The organism is Streptomyces sp. NPDC002793 (assembly GCF_040295485.1).
In the GTDB taxonomy this organism is placed as follows: Bacteria; Actinomycetota; Actinomycetes; order Streptomycetales; family Streptomycetaceae; genus Streptomyces.
The window spans coordinates 72,127-90,172 of record NZ_JBEOVL010000026.1 but is presented as its reverse complement, the minus strand read 5'-3'; the positions used below and the strand labels follow the sequence as shown (position 1 = coordinate 90,172).

The window sequence follows — 18,046 nt, the reverse complement described above, 5'->3', positions numbered from 1 at the left end:
TCCAGCTCTGTCGTAGTTGGCCGTACGGAATGCCGGGCGCGCGGTCAGCGGCGGGTGAGCGCCAGCGGGACCGTCCGGTAGCCGCGGAAGAAGTTCGATTCCAGGCGCTGAGGCACTCCGGCGAGCTCGGCGTCGGCGACCTGCTCGCACAGGGCCTGGACGATCGCCCTGACCTCGATCCGCGCCAGTACCGCGGCGATGCAGTAGTGCGCGCCGTGGCCGAAGGTCAGGTGCGCGCTGCCCTTGCGGTCGAAGCGCAGTTCCTCGGGCCGGTCGAAGACGTCCTCGTCCCGGTTGGCCGAACGCAACCAGAGGGTCACGTACTCGCCCCGGCGCAGGGTGACGCCGCCGATCTCGACGTCCTCCAGCAGGACACGCATCACATGGCTGACCGGGGCCTCGAAGCGCAGCAGTTCCTCGGTGGCGCCGGCCACGTCGGTGCGGCCCGTACGCAGCCCCTGCCACGCCTCCCGGTGGGTGACCATGGTCAGCGCGGCGGCACCCGAGGTGTGCCGGGTGGTCTCGTTGCCTCCCGCGATCAGGTCGTGGCAGTTCATCACGGCGATCTCGCGGTTCATCGGTCTGCCGTACATGGTGGCGTTCGCCAGCACGGTCGCCACGTCCTCGCCGGGGTTGCGGCGCTTCGCCCGGATCAGTTGGTCGCTGTAGCTGAACAGCTCCGCGTGGGCCGCGAGCTGGGAATTGGAGGTGGCATAGCCGGAGCCGCTGAACGCCGACCTGGTGAGCCGCAGGACATGGTCGCGGTCGCTCTCCGGAACGCCGAGCAGGTCGCAGATGACGATGGCGGGCAGCGGGGCGGCGACCGCGTCGACGAAGTCCACGGAGCTCTCGTCGAGCGCCTTGGAGACCAGGGCGCGGGCGATGTCGAGCGTGCTGTCCGTCAGCTTCCGCATGAGGCGCGGGGTGAAGGCGGCGCCGAGCGCCCGCCGCATCTCGCCGTGCGCGGGGTCGTCCGTCACCAGGAGTGACATGCCGCCGGCTGCCGGGCCCGCCAGGGCGTCCGACTTCTTCTCGCCGAGGTGCATGCCCATCTCGGAGGAGAACTTGTCGCCCTGCCGGTAGACCTCCTCGATGTGCCGGTAGCGGGTCACAGCCCAGTGGTCCCGAAGGCCGTGGGAACGCACGGGTTTCCCGGCGGAGCGCAGAGTCCGCCACACCTGCTCGGGAAGCTCGCTCGCGTAGAGCTTCTCGTCGGTCAGGTCGACCTCGATGGCCCGGTCGAGGATGTCGTATTCGGTACCGTCCGCCACAGTCGTCTCTCCCTTCGGGGTGCTCAGCGCGCGACGGGCGCGGAGAAGGGGTGGGTGAGCACTTCCAGGGGACGCGGGTCGCGGTTGGCGAGCCACTCGGGGCGGGGGTCGGCCACCGGCCGCAGCGGATTGTGCACGCTGTTGTAGCGGATGAAGATGACCGTGCGCGGGCGGCCGGACAGGTTGGGCGGGGAACAGTGCAGCAGCCTGCCGTCGAAGACGCACACCGTGCCCGGCTTCCCGCGGACCGACTCCAAGCCGTAGGTGTCCGCCAGTTCTCCCAACGCCTCCGGAGTGATCTTGTGGCGGAAGTCGGCGTTGAGGGTGTTCTCCCAGCCGCCTCGCAGGGTCTTCGTCTGCTGGTCGAGGGAGAGCCGGTGCGAGCCCGGCATGACGAAGACCGGTCCGTTGAACTCGTTGACCTCGTCGAGGAAGACGGCGACGTTGAGGGCCCTCGGCTCGGCCATGCCGTCGTCCCGCTCCCAGTAGAGGTAGTCCTGGTGCCAGTCCCAGACGTCGCCCACGAAGGGGGCCTTGGGGTTCAGCTGGGTCTGGTGGATGTAGACGTCGCCGTCGAGGAGGGTACGCGCGGGCTCGAGGGTGCGGGCGTCGCGGGTGAACCGCTCGAAGGCGTCGCTGTGGTGGTGGACCGCGTAGACCGACCGCACCTGGGTGCCGTCGCTCTCCATGATCCGCTGTGGGATGTCCAGTCCGGCGAGCCTGCGGGCCTCGGAGAGCAGGAGGTCGGTCTCGGCGGCGTCGAACCGGTCGGGGAGCAGGAGGTAGCCGCGTTCTCGGTAGATGTCCACGTCCTGGGAGGTCAGCATGTCGGCCGCCTTTCGCCGGGGGCTGGGTAGGGGGGTCGGCTGGGGGCTGCGTCGTCCATCAGCCGGTCAGGGGTCTCACCGGATCGGCCGGGCGCCTCACGCAGCAGGCGCGTCAGGAGTCCGGCGAAGCCGGCCACGGTCGACTCGTCGAAGATGTCCAGCGGGAAGCTGAGGGAGCCCTCGATCCCTGTCGGCGCGTCGTCGGGACCGAAGGTCTCCGCGATGTCGAAGCAGAGGTCGAACTTGGCGATGCCGGTGTCGACCTTCTGGAACCTGGTGTCGAGGCCGGTCAGGACGGGCGGCAGCGCCGGCCGCATCTGGAAGGCGAGCATGACCTGGACGAGGGGGGCATGGGCCAGGGACCTGACCGGGCTCACCGCGTCCACGACCTGCTCGAAGGGGAGTTCCTGGTGGGCGAAGGCCGCGAGGTCCGTCTGTCCGGCCCGCTCGACCAGCGTGTCGAAGCTCGGCGCGCCGTCCGTACGCACGCGCAGGACGAGGGTGTTGGCGAAGAAGCCGACCAGGTCGTCGAGGGCACGGTCGGACCGGCCCGCGACCACCGCGCCGACGGCGATGTCCGGCCCCGCGCCCAGCCGGTCCAGGAGCGCGGTGACCGCGGCGTGCACCACGGTGAACACGGTGGTGCGACGGCTCCTGGCGAAGGCCGCGAGCCGGGCGTGGGCGTCGGCCGGCAGGTGGAGCGGGACGGCGTCCCCCCGCACGCCGCGGACCGCGGGCCTGGGTCGGTCGGTGGGTATTCCGACCACCTCCGGCATGCCCGCGAGTGCCGTGGCCCAGTAGGCGGACTGGCGTTTGACCAGGTCGTAAGGGTCCCGGTCCGGATCGAGCAGCTCGCGCTGCCAGAGCGCGTAGTCGGCGTACTGCACACCGAGGGGGGTCGACACGGTCGCCGGTTCCGCTTGCCTCGTACGGGAGTTGAAGGCCGCGGCCAGGTCCCGCCAGAAGGGCGCGATGGATGCGCCGTCACACGCGACGTGGTGCACGACCACGAGCAGGACGTGGGTCTCGTCGGGCGCGTCGGTGACGTGCAGCAGGCGGGCCCGGATCGGCAGGTCCTCGGCCAGGTCGAAGGGCTGCCCGACCGTCTCCCGCAGCGCCGGGCGGAGTTCGTCCTCGGTGACCTCGCTCAGCGGCAGACCGATCCTGGCCACCGCGGGTTCGAACACCTGCTGCAGGGGCTCGCCGTCGACGGAGGTGGTGAGCACGGTGCGCAGTGCCTCGTGGCGCGCGACCATGTCGTTCAGCGCCGCGTCGAGGACCGGCCGGTCGAGCCGTCCGGTCAGGCGCAGGGCGAACGGTTCGTTGTAGCGCGGGCTCGGGCCCTCCAGCTGGTCGACCAGCCACAGGTTCTGCTGGGCGTACGAGGCCTTCACCTCGGCCGGTCTGGGCACCACGGCGTGCGGTCGGGGGCGCTCCTCGCCCGAGGTGGTGAGCGACTCCGCCCACTCGGCCACGGTCGGCAGCCGCAGGATGACGTCCACGCCCAGGGCGATGCCGAGCCCGGCGCGGACCGAGGCGGCGAGTTCCGAGGCGAGCAGGGAGTTGCCGCCCAGCTCGAAGAAGTTGTCGTCCACCCCGACCTGCCCGCACTGGAGCACCTGCTCCGCGATCCGGCACAGCGCGAGCTCCTGGGGCGTCTCGGGCGGCCTGCTCGACACGACGTGCGGAGCGGGGAGTCCGAGCCGGTCGAGCTTTCCGTTGGCGTTCACCGGCAGCGCGTCCAGCAGCGTGAAGGTGGCGGGAATCATCGGCGCGGGCACGGTGCGGGCGAGCAGCGCCCGGGTGGCCGCGACGACGTCGACGGCTCGGGGGGCGGGCACCAGGTAGGCGTCGAGTCGCTGTCGGCTGCCGGTACCCGCCGCGACCACCGCGGCGTCCAGGACCTGTGGGGTCTGGCGGATCGCGGCCTCCACCTCGCCGAGTTCCACCCGCATGCCACGGATCTTGAGCTGGTGGTCGGTGCGGCCGAGGAACTCGAGGAGGCTGTCGGCACGCCACCGGACCACGTCGCCGCTGCGGTACATGCGGCTGCCCGGCGGTCCGAACGGATCAGGCAGGAATCGCCCGGCGGTCTGCGCCGGACGGCGGTGGTAACCGCGGGCTAGGCAGGTGCCCGCGATGTACAGCTCACCGGGCACACCGGGCGGCACCAGGGCCAGGTCCTCGTCGAGGACGTAGAGCCTCGTGTTCCAGACGGCCGCGCCGATGGGGGTGTTCTCCGGCCAGTCGGCCACATCCTCGGCCATCAGGAGAGCGGTGGCCGCGTGGGTCTCGGTGGGGCCGTAGAGGTTGTAGAGGCGGCGGGGCCGGGCGGCGTGGAATTCCTTGGCGGTCTCGCTCAGCACCAGGGGTTCGCCGCCCTGGGCGATCTGCCGCAGTTCCGGAAGGTCGATCCCCTGGGCCACGGCGGCCCGGTACATGGCCTCGATCATCACCGTGGGTGCGTACAGGTCGGTGATCCCGTGCTCCCTGAGCCAGTGCACGAACTCCGCCGGGTCGCGGCGCAGTTCCTCCGAGGGGACGACGAGGGTGCCGCCGGCGAGCAGGGTGCCGAGGAATTCCTGGATGGTCGGGTCGAAGCCGAGCGCCGCGAAGTGGGCGGTGACGTGACCGGGGCCCGCAGGCAGGTGACTCATGTTCCAGGCGATGAGGTTCACGATCGCCTCGGCGCCCATCGAGATGCCCTTGGGCGTGCCGGTCGAGCCCGAGGTGTACAGGAGGTAGACAGGGCTGTCGCCGGTGAGTCCGGCGACCTGCGGTGGGGTGTCCGGCTGCCGGTCGATCTCCGGGTCGGTGTCCACCTCGATGCAGGCCACCGCCCGGAGGTCCTCGGGCACGAGGCGCCGGGTCTCGGAGTCGGTGACGACGAGTGCGGGGGCGGCGTCGGCGAGCATGGTCCGCAGCCGTGCGTCCGGGAGCCCGGGGTCGGCCGGCATGTAGACCGCGCCCGCCTTCAGCACGGCGAGGAACACGATGATCAGCTGATCGGAGCGGGGCAGCAGTACGGCCACGACCTGCTCGGGGCCCGCGCCGCGGGCGGCGAGCGCCCTTGCGAGCCGGTTGGCCCGGGCGTCGAGCTCCGCGTACGTCAGGGTCGACTGCTCACAGCGGATCGCGACGGCGCCGGGGGTGCGCTCGACCTGCTCCTCGAACCACTCGCCGAAGGTGGTGTCGGGCAGTTTCCTGGCGGTGTCGTTGACGGTGTGCAGCAGGTAGTGGCGCTGGTCCTCGTCGAGGATGTCGAGCCGGTACACCGGCTCGTCGGGCTCGGCGAGGGCCGCGGTGAGCAACCGGTGGAGGTTGCGCAGGAACCGCCGGCCCGTGTCGGGCTCGAAGAGCCGCCGGGCGTAGTGCAGGGTTGTCGGGCCTTCCTCGCCGACGCCGAACCACAGTTCCGCCTCGGCGCGGGGCGCCCTGTCCGTGGTGGAGACGCCCACCTGGAAGAGAGACCGGCCAGGGGTCAGCCGGGCGCGGTTGACGCCGTCCCTGACCTCATCGAGGCCGACGGCGAACTGCCGCGCCTCGGCCCGCAGGGCGCCCACCCGGGCCACCAGTTCGCGGAAGGAGGGACGCCCCGACACGTCGATCCGGAGTACCGCGTCTCCCTCTCCGGCGGGCCCGTCGCCGGTGTCGGTCACCGCCAGGGGTATGTCGGTGCCGGCGCCGAGCCGGTGGACGAGCGCGGCGACGGCGGCCTCGTGGACAGCGGCGGCCGGCACGCCCTCGGAGCACGCGAACTCGTCGGCTGCCGCCCGTGTCCCCGGCTCGGCCGCGTGCTCCGCGCGGGCGAGGACGGAGTCGGACACCGCGGGGCGCGGCCGGTCGGTGGGCAGGTCGTGCTGTTCCGCGAGACCGGCGAACGTCATGAGCCAGTAGTCGAGTGAGGCCGCTTCCGCCGATGCGGTGCGATCGCCGTTCATGAGCACTCTCCACGTGTCCGCAGGGAATTCCGGCAACCGGCCGGCGGGCGGTATCCGGGCCGGGGCACTAGCTGACCAGCACTGCCTTGAGAGCCTTGCCGTTCGTCACGTCGTGCAGCGCCGAGGCGGAGTCCTCCAGCGCGTAGGTGGTCACCAGGCGGACCAGGTCGAACCTCGCGGCCAGCTCGGGCAGGAGGCTCATGTAGCGGGCGAGGTGGGCGCCGGTGAACGCCCATGAGCCGACGACGTCCAGCTGCCGGTGGACGATCTGGTGAGGGTTGATCAGGGCGTCGCCGCTGTCGGTGTACTGGCCGACCACCAGGTAGGAGCCGCCCCGTCGGGCGAGCCGAAGGCCCTGGCCCACGGCGGTGGGCACCCCGGTGCACTCGATGACCAGGTCCGCTCCGCGCCCACCTGTCAGTGCGAGGACCTCCGCGAGCGCACTCTCCTGATCCGCCGCGCCGACGACGTCCACGTGATCCGTGCCGATGCCGAGGTCCGCGGCCAGACCCAGCCGCTCGGCAGGGCCGCCGGCCACGATCACCCGCCGGGCACCGGCGAGCTGGGCCATCGCCGCGGCGGCGAGACCCACCGGACCGCTGCCCTGGACGAGGACGGTCTCGCCGAGCCGCACCGGCCTGCGCTCGAAGGCGTGCGCCATGGTCGGGCCCGCGCAGGCGAGTGACATGGCGGTGAGCGGTTCGATGCCGTCCGGCAGCCTGATCACGGTGGTGCCCGGCATGAGTTCGATGTGTTCGGCCCAGGATCCCGCGAGCGGGGCGTCCTCGGTGACGGACCGGTTCACGCCGTAGGTCCTGCGCCGCTCGCACAGGGTGGGCTCCAGGTGTACGGAGCAGGGCACGCAGACCCCGCACGCGATCGACGAGGCCCACATGACCCGGTCGCCCACCGCGAGCGGAGCGCCGTGGGTGTCCCGGTCGACGCCCTCCGCGAGCTCGTGCACGGTGCCCAGTCCCTCGTGCCCGAGGACGAGCGGTACGGGCACGTCCAGGTGTCCCTGCTGCAGGTGGAGGTCGGTGCCGCAGACCCCGCCGTGGCTGGAGGCCACGATCATGCCGCCGGGCGGGGCCGCGGGAAGCGGGAACTCCCGTATCGCGAGGGGCGCGCCGAATCTCTCGAGCACGACGGCCCGGCTGGTCCTGTCGGTCATGGAATGAGGTCTCCGTCCGCGATGGTTCGGGACTCGTCGAGGGACCGGAGGGTCCGGGTGTCGCGGCCCACCAGGTAGTCGGGGCGTACCCGCCTCGTCGGCCCCGGCTGGTTGTGGACGTCGTTGTACGTCGCGATCAGCAGGCGCCGGGGCAGGGGCGACATGTTGGTGGCGGAGCCGTGCACGACCTCGGGGTGGAACAGCACCACGGAGCCTGCGGGCCCCTTGGCGCTCTCCATACCGTGCCGGGCGACGAGTTCGCGCATCTCGTCACGGCCCAGCGCGATCTCGTCGGGGTCGACGTGGTCCCCGGACAGGGCCGTGCCACTCCCGGACCGGCCTCCGGCCGCGCCGCGCCGGTGCGAACCCGGCAGGAAGACGACCGGCCCGTTGTACTCGGTGGCATCGTCAAGGAAGAGCGCGACATTGAGCAACCGGGGCTCGGGGAGGTGGTCCGCGGCCTGCCAGGCCATGAAGTCCTGGTGCCACGACCATCCGCCGCCGCTGAAGGCCGGCTTGCTGTTGATCTTGAACTGGTACATGTACAGCTCCGGGCCGACCAACTGGCGGGCCGGCCCCAGCAGTCGCGGAGAGCGGATCAGGGAGGCGAAGGCGGGCTGCCTCTGGTGCGAGGCGTAGACGGCCCTGAGTTCGTCGGTGCCGTCCTCCCGAACGCGGTGCGGGCCGGGCGCCCGGGCGTCGCGTTCGAAGGCCGTCCGCAGCGACTCGACCTCCTCGGCGTCGAACAGAGCGCGCAGTACGACGAAGCCTCGATCCCGATATGCGTTCACCTGACCAGGAGTCAGCCTCATTTCAGCCTCCGTTCGACGGAATACACTTCGACCTTCGGGAATTCATCGGCCATCCTCCGGAATGCGGCACCGAACAGACATTAGGCGAACCCTTCCACGGGAAACAATCGCCCCTGAACACCGGAAAGAGCGGCACCTTTTCCCTCCCCCTCCGGAGGAGACAGCACCGTATTCGTCCGTCTGCCTTCCGGGACAGCGGGAATGTGCGTCAGCGGGACGTGATGGTGACGGGCAGCCGGTCGATGCCGCCGGTGATGTAGGACGGAATCCTCCGGGGCGGGCCGGCGAGTGTGATCTCGATGCGCTCGTCCACCAACTCGTCGAGCAGCGCCGAGATCATCAGCCTGGCGAGCGGAGCTCCGATGCAGAAGTGGCTGCCGCCTCCGAAACTCACGTGCCGGTTGGGGTGGCGGTCGAGCCGGAACTCCATCGGCCGCTCGAAGACGTTCTCGTCCCGGTTGAGCGACGGAAGCCAGACGCTGACCGCCTGGCCCGCGCTGATGGGCACTCCCGCGATCTCCGTGCCGGTGACGGCCGTACGCATGATGTGGTTCACCGGTGCCGACCAGCGGAGCATCTCCTCGACCGCGCGCCGGTGGCTGATCTCCCCGAGGCGCAGCGCCTCGACCTGCTCCGGGACGTCCAGCAGGGCGAGCAGACCGGCACCGGTGACCTGCCTGGTCGTCTCGCCCGCCGCCACCACCAGGTTGTCGCAGGTGAGGATGATCTCCTCGTCACTGATGTCCAGCCCCTCGGCCTGGACCCGGGCGAAGGCCGAGACCACGTCGTCGCCCGGCCTGCTCCGGCGGTCCTCCAGGACCTCGGCGTAGTACTGCAGGACCTCGAGGTGCGCCTGCTGCGCCGTGCTGCCGTCGATGTCCACGATGTTGTCAGCCGCCGTGCTGGTGTACGAAGCGACACGTTCGACGTCGCCCGGCGCCACGCCGAGGAGTTCAGCGGTCACCTCCAGCGGATACCTGGCAGCCACATCGTTGACGAAGTCACAGGGCCCCGTGTCGGTGACCGAACCGATCAGCCGGTGTGCCACCTCCTTGGCCCGGTCCTGGAACGAGCGGGAGGCCCGGGGTGAGAAGAGGTGGCTCAGTACCCCGCGCAGCACACCGTGCCGAGGCGGGTCGGTGAGTGTCATCATCCGGCCGCCGCCGGGGAACGGGTCGGAGAGGTTGGGGCGCAGGAAGGTTCCCCGGGTCGAGCTGAAGCGCCGGAAGTCGGTCAGGACGTCCAGCCCTTCCGCATAGGTCGTCACCGCCCAGAAGCCCTCGTGGCCCGGCTCGTCGTGCCAGGAGACGGGGCGCTCGCGGCGCAGCTCGGCCCAGACCGCGTGGGGGTCGCCGTGCGCGTAGAGGTCGGGATCCGTCAGTACCAGGCCCTGATCCGTCGGCGCGTACTGCTGAACCACCACGAGACACTCCTTCGTTCAGGCATGGGCGGCGCAGGAACATGACCCGGGTACCGGGCCGCGGAAAGGCCGGCGGCCGTGTCACTCGGCTTCGTCGGGCAGGTCGTGGACGCGCCTGATGGGAGACCAGAAGAGGAACAACGCGCTCAGGAAGCCGCCGACGACAGCGAACCAGAGGGTGGGGCGGACCCCGATCAGGGTGCCCATGCCGCCGGCCACCATCGCTCCGACCGGCCGGATGCCGTAACTGATGGCCATCTGCGCACCCTGCATCCGGGACCTGAGCCGGTCCGGGGTTATCGCCTGCTGGAGCGTGGCACCGCTGATGTCGAACAGCATCAGGCCGAGGGCGGAGACGAACTCACCGATCACCAGCATCGTGACGACGAGCCACTTGGGGCCCTGGGCCAGCGGCGTCATGACCAGCGCGGCGGGGAAGACCAGGCAGCCGATGAGGTACGTGGTGCCGAGCCCCAGGCGTGTGGAGGCCCTGCTGGTGATGGCGGAGCCGATCAGTGCACCCACGGCGCCGACGCTGATCACGGCCCCGACCAAGCCGGCCGAGAGGCCCAGGTCGCGGGCGGCGAAGAGGATGAGCAGCGTCGAGTAGACGGTGTAGAAGAAGTTCAGGGCGGTACCGGAGAGCATCTTGGCGCGCAGCACGGCCGTCCTGCGCAGGAACCGCAGCGCTTCGCCGATGCCGCGCTGGGACTCGGTCTCCTCCTTCCTGGTCTCCGTGACCTTGACGTTGCGCAGCATCACCGCGGCGACGAGGAAGGAGAAGACGTCGAGGAGCAGGGCGAAGGGCGCGGAGAGGATCTGCACCACGACGCCGCCGACGCTGGGTCCCGCGACGAAGGAGAAGGAGTAGCTGGCCCTGCTCAGCGAGGTGGCGCTCAGGTACTGCTCCCTGGGGACCAGGGAGGCGAAGAGACCGGGCAGGGCAACGCTGAACAGCACCGCCAGCGTGCCGATCACGAAGGCCACGGCGTACAGGTGCATGAGGGTCAGCGAGCCGGTGAAGTAGGCGAGCGGGACGGTGGCGACGGCTGCCGCGCTGGCCAGGTTCGCCGCGATCATCGTGGCGCGGCGCCGGCCGCGGCGGTCCACCCAGGCACCGGCGTGCAGGGAGAACAGCAGGAGCGGTAGCTGCTGCAGCGTCACGAGCATTCCCATGTCCGCCGCTGAGGCGTCGAGCGCCATCACCGCGATCAAGGGCAACACCACGGACGTGACCTGGTCCCCCATGTAGGAGACGGTCTGCGCGGTCCAGAAATTCCGGAAATTCTTCTGGCGCAGCACAGCAGGAATTCTGTCTGCTATGCGGGGCGGCGAGACGACACTCAACGGCTGAATCCGTCCTTGCTCTGGCGGTCGGTGGACATTTCTGCGGCACAGCACCAGGAATTCCTCGTCGGCCGGGTAAGACAACCGCAAATGCGGTCGCCCGACAAGCGGCGGCGGACGTGCGGGGTGCTTCGCCGAATTCTCCCGGCCGATCGGGACCGTCGCCCGGGAGCGCCGCCCGGACACCGCCGGCCGAGCGCCCCCGGGCGGCGCTCATGAGAGGTCGTCCAAGCGGCGCCGTACCACCGCGGGCCCCGCCACATGGACCCGGTCCCCGGCAAGGGTGACCGTCAGACGGCCGCCGCGTTCGGACAGTTGCAGGGCCGACATCGTCTCCTTGCCGAGACGGCGGGCCCAGTACGGCGCCAACTTGCAGTGCGCGGACACGCAGACCTGGTCCTCGTCGACCCCCAGGGCCGGGAAGAACGTACGGGACACGAAGTCCGGGCCGTCCCTCCCGCCTCGGGCGGTCACCACGTGCCCGCGGCAGTCGATCGCCGCGAGCGCCTCGAAGTCGGGCTCGAGGCCGGCTACCTCGTCCACCGACCCGACCTCGACGAGGATGTCGTCCTCGGCGCGTTCGCACCACGTCATCTCCACACCGAGCGCCTTCTGCAGGCCGGGGGGAGGGTCGATGGGCGCGGTGTGCATCACCGGCAGGTCGATGGCGAAATCGTCGCCCGCGCGGTGGGTGTAGAGCGGACCCGCGCCGGTCTCGAAGACCAGCTGACGGCTGTCGTCCACCCCGCCCACCTCGTGCAGGTAGCAGGCGCTCGCCACGGTGGCGTGACCGCAGATGTTGAGCTCCTTGCCCGGGGTGAACCACCGCACCCGGTAGTGCCCCTCCTCGACGGGATGGAGGAAGGCGAGGGTCGGCAGCCCCGCCGAACGGGCGGCCTCCTGCATCCGCCCGGCCGTGGGGTGGCCGTCGGGGCAGAGCACCACTCCGGCCGGATTGCCCAGGAACTCGGCGTCGGCGAAGGCGTCAACCAACCAGGTCTCCATCACGGGGCACCTCGCTCATGGTCCGGAACATGCGGTCGACCGCCTGGAACATGCCCCACACCTCGGTGTACGAGGGCCCGTGGTCACCGCTGTCGATGTCGCGCTGCCGTGCGTAGGCCGCGGTGGTCCAGGAGACGGTCGTGGGGTAGCGGTGGTGGTAGTCGTGGTTCGGCAGGTCACCCACGATGACCGTGAGCCTGCTGGGCAGGTGGTAGAAGAGGGTGCTCAGCAGCCAGCCTGTCCAGCCGGCCGCTGCCCGCCCGGCCGGCAGGCCCCGTTCGGGTACGGGCGCACCGCAGAACCGGGCTGACGTCGCGGGCACCGTGTAGAAGCGGTTGTCGTATTCGGGGTTGGCGGGGGTCAGCCACGCGTGTTCGCCGAGGCGGTCGAGGAGCGCGCTGAGCTGCGACAAGAAGATCACCGGCAGCACGAAGGCGAGCAGGAGCACAGACGTGCCGTGCGGCAACCAGAAGGGCACGGAGAGCCAGAGCCCCGCCCAGAGGACGAAGCCGGCCCGTCGCCAGGTCCCGGTGGTCAGGTTGGAGCGCAGCCGCCCGCCGATGGTGTAGGCGTAGAAGCGCGGGGAGACGAAGACGACGAGCGCCCTGCGCCACAACTGACCGCGTGTCATCGACGGAAGGAACCCGAACCGGAAGAGGAACTGCACCGGCGGATCCTGCACGGTGGCGAAGACCGACCGCCGGTGGTGGTTGTCGAAGTGCTCTTCCTTGAACTCCTGGAACGTGTTGTAGACGTTCAGCACGGTGACCAGCTCACCGAAGAACCTGTCCAGCGCCTGGTTGCCGGAGAACTTGCGGTGCAGGGCCTGGTGCGCGATGACCAGGATCATGGTGCGAGCGCCCTGCAGGGTCAGGACCCAGCCGGCCACCAGCGCGAGCCCCCACAGGTCGAACCGTGCGGACACGGCCGCCGCGGACAGGGCGAGCCCTCCGAGGAAGACGACCAGGGTCACCGCGGTGTAGCTCGCCCACGTGTGCCGGATCAGGGGTTTCTGGTGGGGCAGCGCCCGTCCCGTCGCCCAGGTCCAGAAGTGCTGGGTCCACCCCGGGAACCGAAGGTACGACGCGCGGATGTCACTCATCGCGACGCCTGCCCGACGAGGCCGCCACACCCGTCTCCTCGCTCAGACGGTCGAAGAAGGCGGTCCAGCAGCCCCACATCTCCTCCGCCGCCTTCAGCACGGTCAGCTCGTCCTCCGGGGAGAAGCCGTCGAGCAGGGCGTGGTTGGCCTCCTCGACGTGGTCGGGTTCCTGGGCGACGTGGATGTCCACCCACGCGTTCCGGGCGGCGCCCGACTCCCGGCTGACGGCCTCTCCGATGCTGGACACCATCAGGAGGTCCGTCACCTCGGTCGCGTAGATGCCGCCGAGTGCGGTGAAACGCTCGCCGGAGAGCCGCTCGTAGCAGGCGATCAGGTCGGCGGTCTCCGGATACGGCGCGGATCCGGTGACCCGCACCGGGTCGTAGCCGGCCTTCGCCATGCTCCGTTCGTAGATCACCTCGTGAGCACCACGGGCGGAGCCCGCTCCGGCCTCCTGGCTGAGGATGCGGGTGATGGCGCTCTTGGACTCGATGTCGGGCAGCACCGCTATGCAGCGCGCCAGGAAGGTCGTGAAGTAGTGCAGGGGATGCCACCACTGGCCCAGGTAGGTCTCCACCTGTTCGTGCGTGAGCGGCCTGGAGTGCACCTGCTTGAAGAAGTCGTGATCGGCGAAGCGCGCGTGCACCTCGTTCCCGGCCAGTCGGCCGGCCAGAGAGGTGACAGTTCCCTCGGTCGTCATGATGATCCTCCGTCGGGGTGGTTGGTGGCACGTTCCATCAGGAAGAAGCGCTGCTCCTCCTGGATCTTCGAGCGCACTGCCGGGTCGGGGCACCGGCGTCCGATCTCCGTCAGCGTGCGCCACACGAAGTCGTCACCGCCGTCCCTGCGGTAGTGCTTCTTGATGACGAGGCCGAGGACGTCGCGGTAGTTCTCGAGATCGACGACATCGGACAGCCGGAACAGCGCCTCGATTTCGCCGTCCGTGAGCGAGGGCCGCTTGCTGATCCGGTCCTCAGGGATCCGCCCGGTGGGTCGCAGGGGGAACTTCACGACGTCGGCCGCCTCTGCGGCATCGGTGAAGTCGAGGATCAGATGGGTGCGGCTCCGTGGTGTCAGGGCGGCCGCCCCGTGCACCTTCGACGCGTCGAAGAACCAGACGTCGCCGACGGCCATCCTGTACACGACGTTGTCCTCGGTGAAGAGCGCGCCCTCGTTGGTGTCCAGGGGGATGTGCATGCGGTGCGCGTTGCGCGCCTCCTGCGGGATGTCCTCGAGCTCCAGCAGGTCGCGGTGCGGAATGGTGACGCTGTTGGTCATTTCCGCGATGCGCGCGAAGTTCAGGTTCTCCAGGTGGAAGTTGCGCTCCACCAGCTGCCGCAGGTACGGCAGCTGCTCGCCGAAGGAGGTGACCGCGGACTTCCGCGAGTGGTCGTAGTTGGTGATCAGTCCGTCGCCGCCCTCACCGCCGGTGGCGAAGAGCATCAGGCTCTTCCAGAGGCCGCCGCAGAGATAGTCGCTGTAGGCCTCGGAGAATCGGAAGGTGGCAGCTCGCGCGAGGTCCTCGGCGACCGCCGCGGGGTCGATCTCGACCCGTCCGGCCAGCTGTGTGTCTACCATCAGGCGCTCCTGGGACGTGTGATGAACGGTTCGTCCCAGGCGTTGGCGGTCCTCATGGTGTTGAGGCCGTAGTCGTCCTGCCCGGCGAGGAGGACGCTGCCGTGCCGGGACAGATCGAAGTGGTGACCGAATTCGTCGAACTCCGTCATGCCGCCGTAGACCCGGACCGTGGGCGGGACCACCCGGACCGAGAAGCCCATCCGCTGCCGGCGGCTGGTGTTGGGATTGGATCCGTGGATGCAGCGCGCGGTGAACAGCACCACCTCACCGGGGGCCATCTCGTGGTGGACGACCTCCTCCTCGTCGGGGTTCCAGTCCTTGTCGAGCCGCAGTTCGCCGTAGTCGTAGCCGAAGAAGGTGTTGTCCCTCCCGGTCCCGTTCCAGGAGATCGGCGCGGTCTCGTCGTACTTCCAGCTGCGGTGGCTGCCCGGGATCATCTTCAGGCAGCCGTTCTCCTTGGTGGCCTCGGTGAACGCCACCCAGGCGGTGAGTTCCATGGGAACTCCCTCGGTGCGCTCCCCGGGCTCCAGCATCCCCTTCTCGGCCTCGCCGATGGCGTAGGTCTCCACCTGGTGCCAGCCGGTCCCGGAATCGCCCGGGTTCTTGGGGAAGAACTCGGTCCGCCAGCACAGCACATCGGGGCCGATGACGCTCTGCATCCTCTCCACGATGGCCGGTTCGCTGATCAGCGAACCGAGCCCGGGAACGTCCAGGTGCCGGTCGTAGTTGACCGGATTGTCGAAGACGGCCCGGCCCTTGTTCGCGGGATCCAGCAGGTAGGCCCGCTGCTCCTTCCACCACGCGGTCATGACGTCGGGGTCCCAGAGTTTGAAGGGCCCCATGAAGCCCTTCTCGTCGAACTGGCGGCGTTCTGCCTCAAGATCCATCGCTGTCGTTCCCCTTCCCGATGTTTTCCAGAACCGCGTCGATCGCCTCGGCGAGCACCGTGACGTGCGGGGAGACGAGGATGCCGGTGTGATCACCCGGCACTTCGTGCACGCGCACGGTGCCGCCGACGACACCACGCAGCCCGGCCTCCAGTTGAGCGCGCGCCCCGGGCCCGGTGGCCCCGGCCTGGAACAGGTCCGCGTCGCCTCCGTAGGGACGAGCGGTGTACGCCGCCAGGGCCTGCATGCTCTGACGGGCCATCGCCAGACTGCGGCGCAGGTGGGCGGCCTTGACACCGGCCGCGGGCGCACCGCCCATCAGCCCGACCCAGTCCCGGTCGGAGGAGAGCTCCGAGATGTCCACCGAGTCCTCTCCGTCCGCTGCACGCCGGTCGACTTCCTCGAGTACCTGGCTGAGCAGCGCCGCGTAGGGCGTCTCGGACGGCAGGACTCCGGTCAGCGGATCGAGCACGGGGTTGGCGTCGATCAGACCGAGGAAGGCGACCTCCTGCCCGGACTCCCGCAACAGCCTGCCGACCTCGAGCGCGAGCACGCCGCCGAAGGACCAGCCGGCCAACAGGTACGGGCCCTCGGGTTGCACGGCGCGCAACTGCTCGTGGTGGGAGCGGGCCATCGCGGCGAGGGAGGGTTCATGGCCCGGTTCGGCCGGTCCCGCGGCCCAGCGGACGCCCAGTACCCGCACCGGTGACTCCATGCGCCGTGCCAGTTCCCGGTAGGTGAGCAGTTCACCGCCGAGCGGGTGGAACAGGTAGAGCACGTTGCCCGCAGATCCGGGCTTGAGGGTGATGAGTTCCGAGTCCGGCCTGCGCGCCGGTGAGGTCGCGGGCTCGGTCGCCAGGAACGCGGCGAGCTCCTCGACTGTGGTGTTGCGCAGGATCACCGAGAGTTCGATCTCCCGGCCCGCCAGTTGGCTGAGCTCGGTGACCACCCAGGCTGCGAGCAGCGAGTCGCCGCCGACGTCGAAGAAGTCCTCGTCGCGCTCGAACTCGTCGTGCCCGAGGACCCGCTGCCACACGGCGGCCACGGCGTCGGCGGTCGCTTCCCCGTCCAGCCGTACGGCTCCGTGGTCCGCCGGCTCGGGCAGCGGCACCTCGGCCAGCTTCCTGCGGTCGGCCTTCCCCGTGGAGCTGAGCGGAATGGCGTCGATGAAGGCGAACCGCGCCGGCACCATGTAACTGGGCAGCATCTCCCGCAGCGAAGCGGAGAGCGGGGAGACCGACGGCCGCGCTCCCTGCTCCGCCACCACGTAGGCGACCAGAGCCCTGATCCCGTCGCCGAGTTCGCGCACCCCGACCGCCGCCTCCCGCACGCCCGGGCAGCGGGAGAGGGCCAGTTCGACCTCGGCGGGTTCGATACGGTAGCCGCGGACCTTCATCTGGTCGTCGGCACGGCCCAGGAAGTGCAGCAGACCACCGGCGTCCAGACGGCCGAGGTCCCCTGTGCGGTACATGCGGGCCCCGGGTTCGGTGCTGAACGGGTCCGGCAGGAACCGGTCGGCGGTCTGGGCGGGCGCGTTCAGGTAGCCGCGCGCGAGGACCGTGCCCCCGACGTGGATCTCACCGGGCTCACCCGGTGCGACCGGGGTGAGATCGGGACCGAGCAGGTGTACGACGGCCTCGTCGACGTCCCTCCCGATCGGCGGCGTCCGCGGCCAGGTCCCACGGTCCTCGTCGAGGGTCAGGCTGGTGACCAGGTGGGTCTCGGTGGGGCCGTAGTGGTTGTCGAGGCGGCAGTGCGGCAGCGCGCCGAAGAACTCGGCGACCGCGTCCGTGATCACGACCTGCTCCCCGGCGGTCACCACCTGCCTGAGCGAGCTGGGGTACCTGCCCGTACGCCGGGCTGCCAGGGCCAGCTGGCCGAGCGCCACGTACGGCAGGAAGACCCGCTCGATGCCCTCCTTCTCGAGGACGGCGAGGAGTTGCTCGGGATCGCGCCTGGCCTCCTCGGACACCATGCACAGGCGTCCGCCGGTGCCGAGCGTACCCAGAACCTCCTGGAAGGTGACGTCGAAGCCGGTCGACGTGAAACTCACCGTCGAGAGACCGGCCGGACCGTCCGCCGCCTGCCAGCGGATCAGCCGGTTCAGCCCTCGGTGCGTCATGGCCACACCCTTGGGCCGCCCGGTGGACCCCGACGTGCTGATCACGTACGCCAGATTGTCGGGGTGCAGCGCGGGGGTCTCCGGCGCACCGGTCGCCATCAGCCCCGCCGGTTCGCGCGGATGCGCGATCCGGCTGATCCGACGGCTCACCTCCTGGGGCGTCTCCCGGTCGGTCAGCAGCACCGGAGCGCCCAGGTCCTCGACGATCGCGGCGAACCGACCGTCCGGGCACGAGTCGTCGATCGGCGCGTAGACGCCGCCCGTCTCCAGGATCGCCAGCATCGCGACGACGAGGTCGGGCGATCTCTCCAGTCTGACGGCCACCGGGACCTCAGGGCCCACGCCCCACGCCCGCAGGGTAGCGGCGAGACGCTCCCACCTCTCGAGCAGTTCCCGGTAGGTCACCCGCGAACCGGCCCCGTCCGTCAGGGCGACCGCTTCCGGCCGGGCCAGTGCGCTTTCGCGCACCAGGGAGTGTGCGAAGGCGCCGGCGTCCGGCATGTGCGAAGAACTTGATTGTCCCATGTGAAGAACTCCGACCACTGTTGTCGATTCGATGCCGG

Annotated in this window: 13 protein-coding genes; all 13 read right to left on the bottom strand. The window is 70.2% G+C overall.

What is annotated here, in order from left to right:
* Positions 1-44 precede the first annotated feature (44 nt).
* Complete coding sequence (locus ABT001_RS24045) at positions 45-1,271, bottom strand: cytochrome P450 (RefSeq protein ID WP_351281039.1); 1,227 nt, start codon at positions 1,269-1,271, stop codon at positions 45-47.
* A gap of 23 nt (positions 1,272-1,294) precedes the next feature.
* Positions 1,295-2,098 carry a phytanoyl-CoA dioxygenase family protein gene (locus ABT001_RS24040; protein WP_351281036.1) on the bottom strand — a complete coding sequence of 268 codons (804 nt, stop codon included), beginning with the start codon at positions 2,096-2,098 and terminating at the stop codon, positions 1,295-1,297.
* Entirely contained in the window at positions 2,092-6,039 is a 3,948-nt protein-coding gene (locus tag ABT001_RS24035) for a non-ribosomal peptide synthetase (RefSeq protein ID WP_351281033.1), read from the bottom strand. Before ABT001_RS24035 ends, ABT001_RS24040 begins: the two co-directional genes overlap by 7 nt.
* A 67-nt stretch (positions 6,040-6,106) precedes the next feature.
* Positions 6,107-7,210 (bottom strand): zinc-binding dehydrogenase, encoded by a 1,104-nt coding sequence (locus ABT001_RS24030; protein ID WP_351281030.1) that lies wholly within the window; start codon positions 7,208-7,210, stop codon positions 6,107-6,109.
* Complete coding sequence (locus ABT001_RS24025; protein WP_351281027.1) at positions 7,207-8,022, bottom strand: phytanoyl-CoA dioxygenase family protein; 816 nt, start codon at positions 8,020-8,022, stop codon at positions 7,207-7,209. Before ABT001_RS24025 ends, ABT001_RS24030 begins: the two co-directional genes overlap by 4 nt.
* Before the next feature lie 208 nt (positions 8,023-8,230).
* Positions 8,231-9,445 (bottom strand): cytochrome P450, encoded by a 1,215-nt coding sequence (locus ABT001_RS24020; protein ID WP_351281024.1) that lies wholly within the window; start codon positions 9,443-9,445, stop codon positions 8,231-8,233.
* 78 nt (positions 9,446-9,523) lie between these two features.
* Entirely contained in the window at positions 9,524-10,744 is a 1,221-nt protein-coding gene (locus tag ABT001_RS24015; RefSeq protein WP_351281021.1) for an MFS transporter, read from the bottom strand.
* A 258-nt stretch (positions 10,745-11,002) separates the two neighbouring features.
* On the bottom strand, positions 11,003-11,794 hold the full coding sequence (locus ABT001_RS24010; protein WP_351281018.1) for a PhzF family phenazine biosynthesis protein: 792 nt from the start codon (positions 11,792-11,794) through the stop codon (positions 11,003-11,005).
* Positions 11,775-12,896 carry a fatty acid desaturase gene (locus ABT001_RS24005; RefSeq protein ID WP_351281016.1) on the bottom strand — a complete coding sequence of 374 codons (1,122 nt, stop codon included), beginning with the start codon at positions 12,894-12,896 and terminating at the stop codon, positions 11,775-11,777. Before ABT001_RS24005 ends, ABT001_RS24010 begins: the two co-directional genes overlap by 20 nt.
* Positions 12,889-13,596 (bottom strand): iron-containing redox enzyme family protein, encoded by a 708-nt coding sequence (locus ABT001_RS24000; RefSeq protein WP_351281013.1) that lies wholly within the window; start codon positions 13,594-13,596, stop codon positions 12,889-12,891. The genes ABT001_RS24005 and ABT001_RS24000 overlap by 8 nt, the downstream gene beginning before the upstream one ends.
* A complete protein-coding gene (locus ABT001_RS23995) occupies positions 13,593-14,474 on the bottom strand; it encodes an aspartyl/asparaginyl beta-hydroxylase domain-containing protein (RefSeq protein WP_351281010.1) in 882 nt (293 codons plus the stop codon). The genes ABT001_RS24000 and ABT001_RS23995 overlap by 4 nt, the downstream gene beginning before the upstream one ends.
* Entirely contained in the window at positions 14,474-15,361 is an 888-nt protein-coding gene (locus ABT001_RS23990; RefSeq protein WP_351281007.1) for a chlorinating enzyme, read from the bottom strand. Before ABT001_RS23990 ends, ABT001_RS23995 begins: the two co-directional genes overlap by 1 nt.
* Entirely contained in the window at positions 15,351-17,984 is a 2,634-nt protein-coding gene (locus ABT001_RS23985) for an amino acid adenylation domain-containing protein (protein ID WP_351281005.1), read from the bottom strand. The genes ABT001_RS23990 and ABT001_RS23985 overlap by 11 nt, the downstream gene beginning before the upstream one ends.
* Positions 17,985-18,046: the final 62 nt, after the last annotated feature.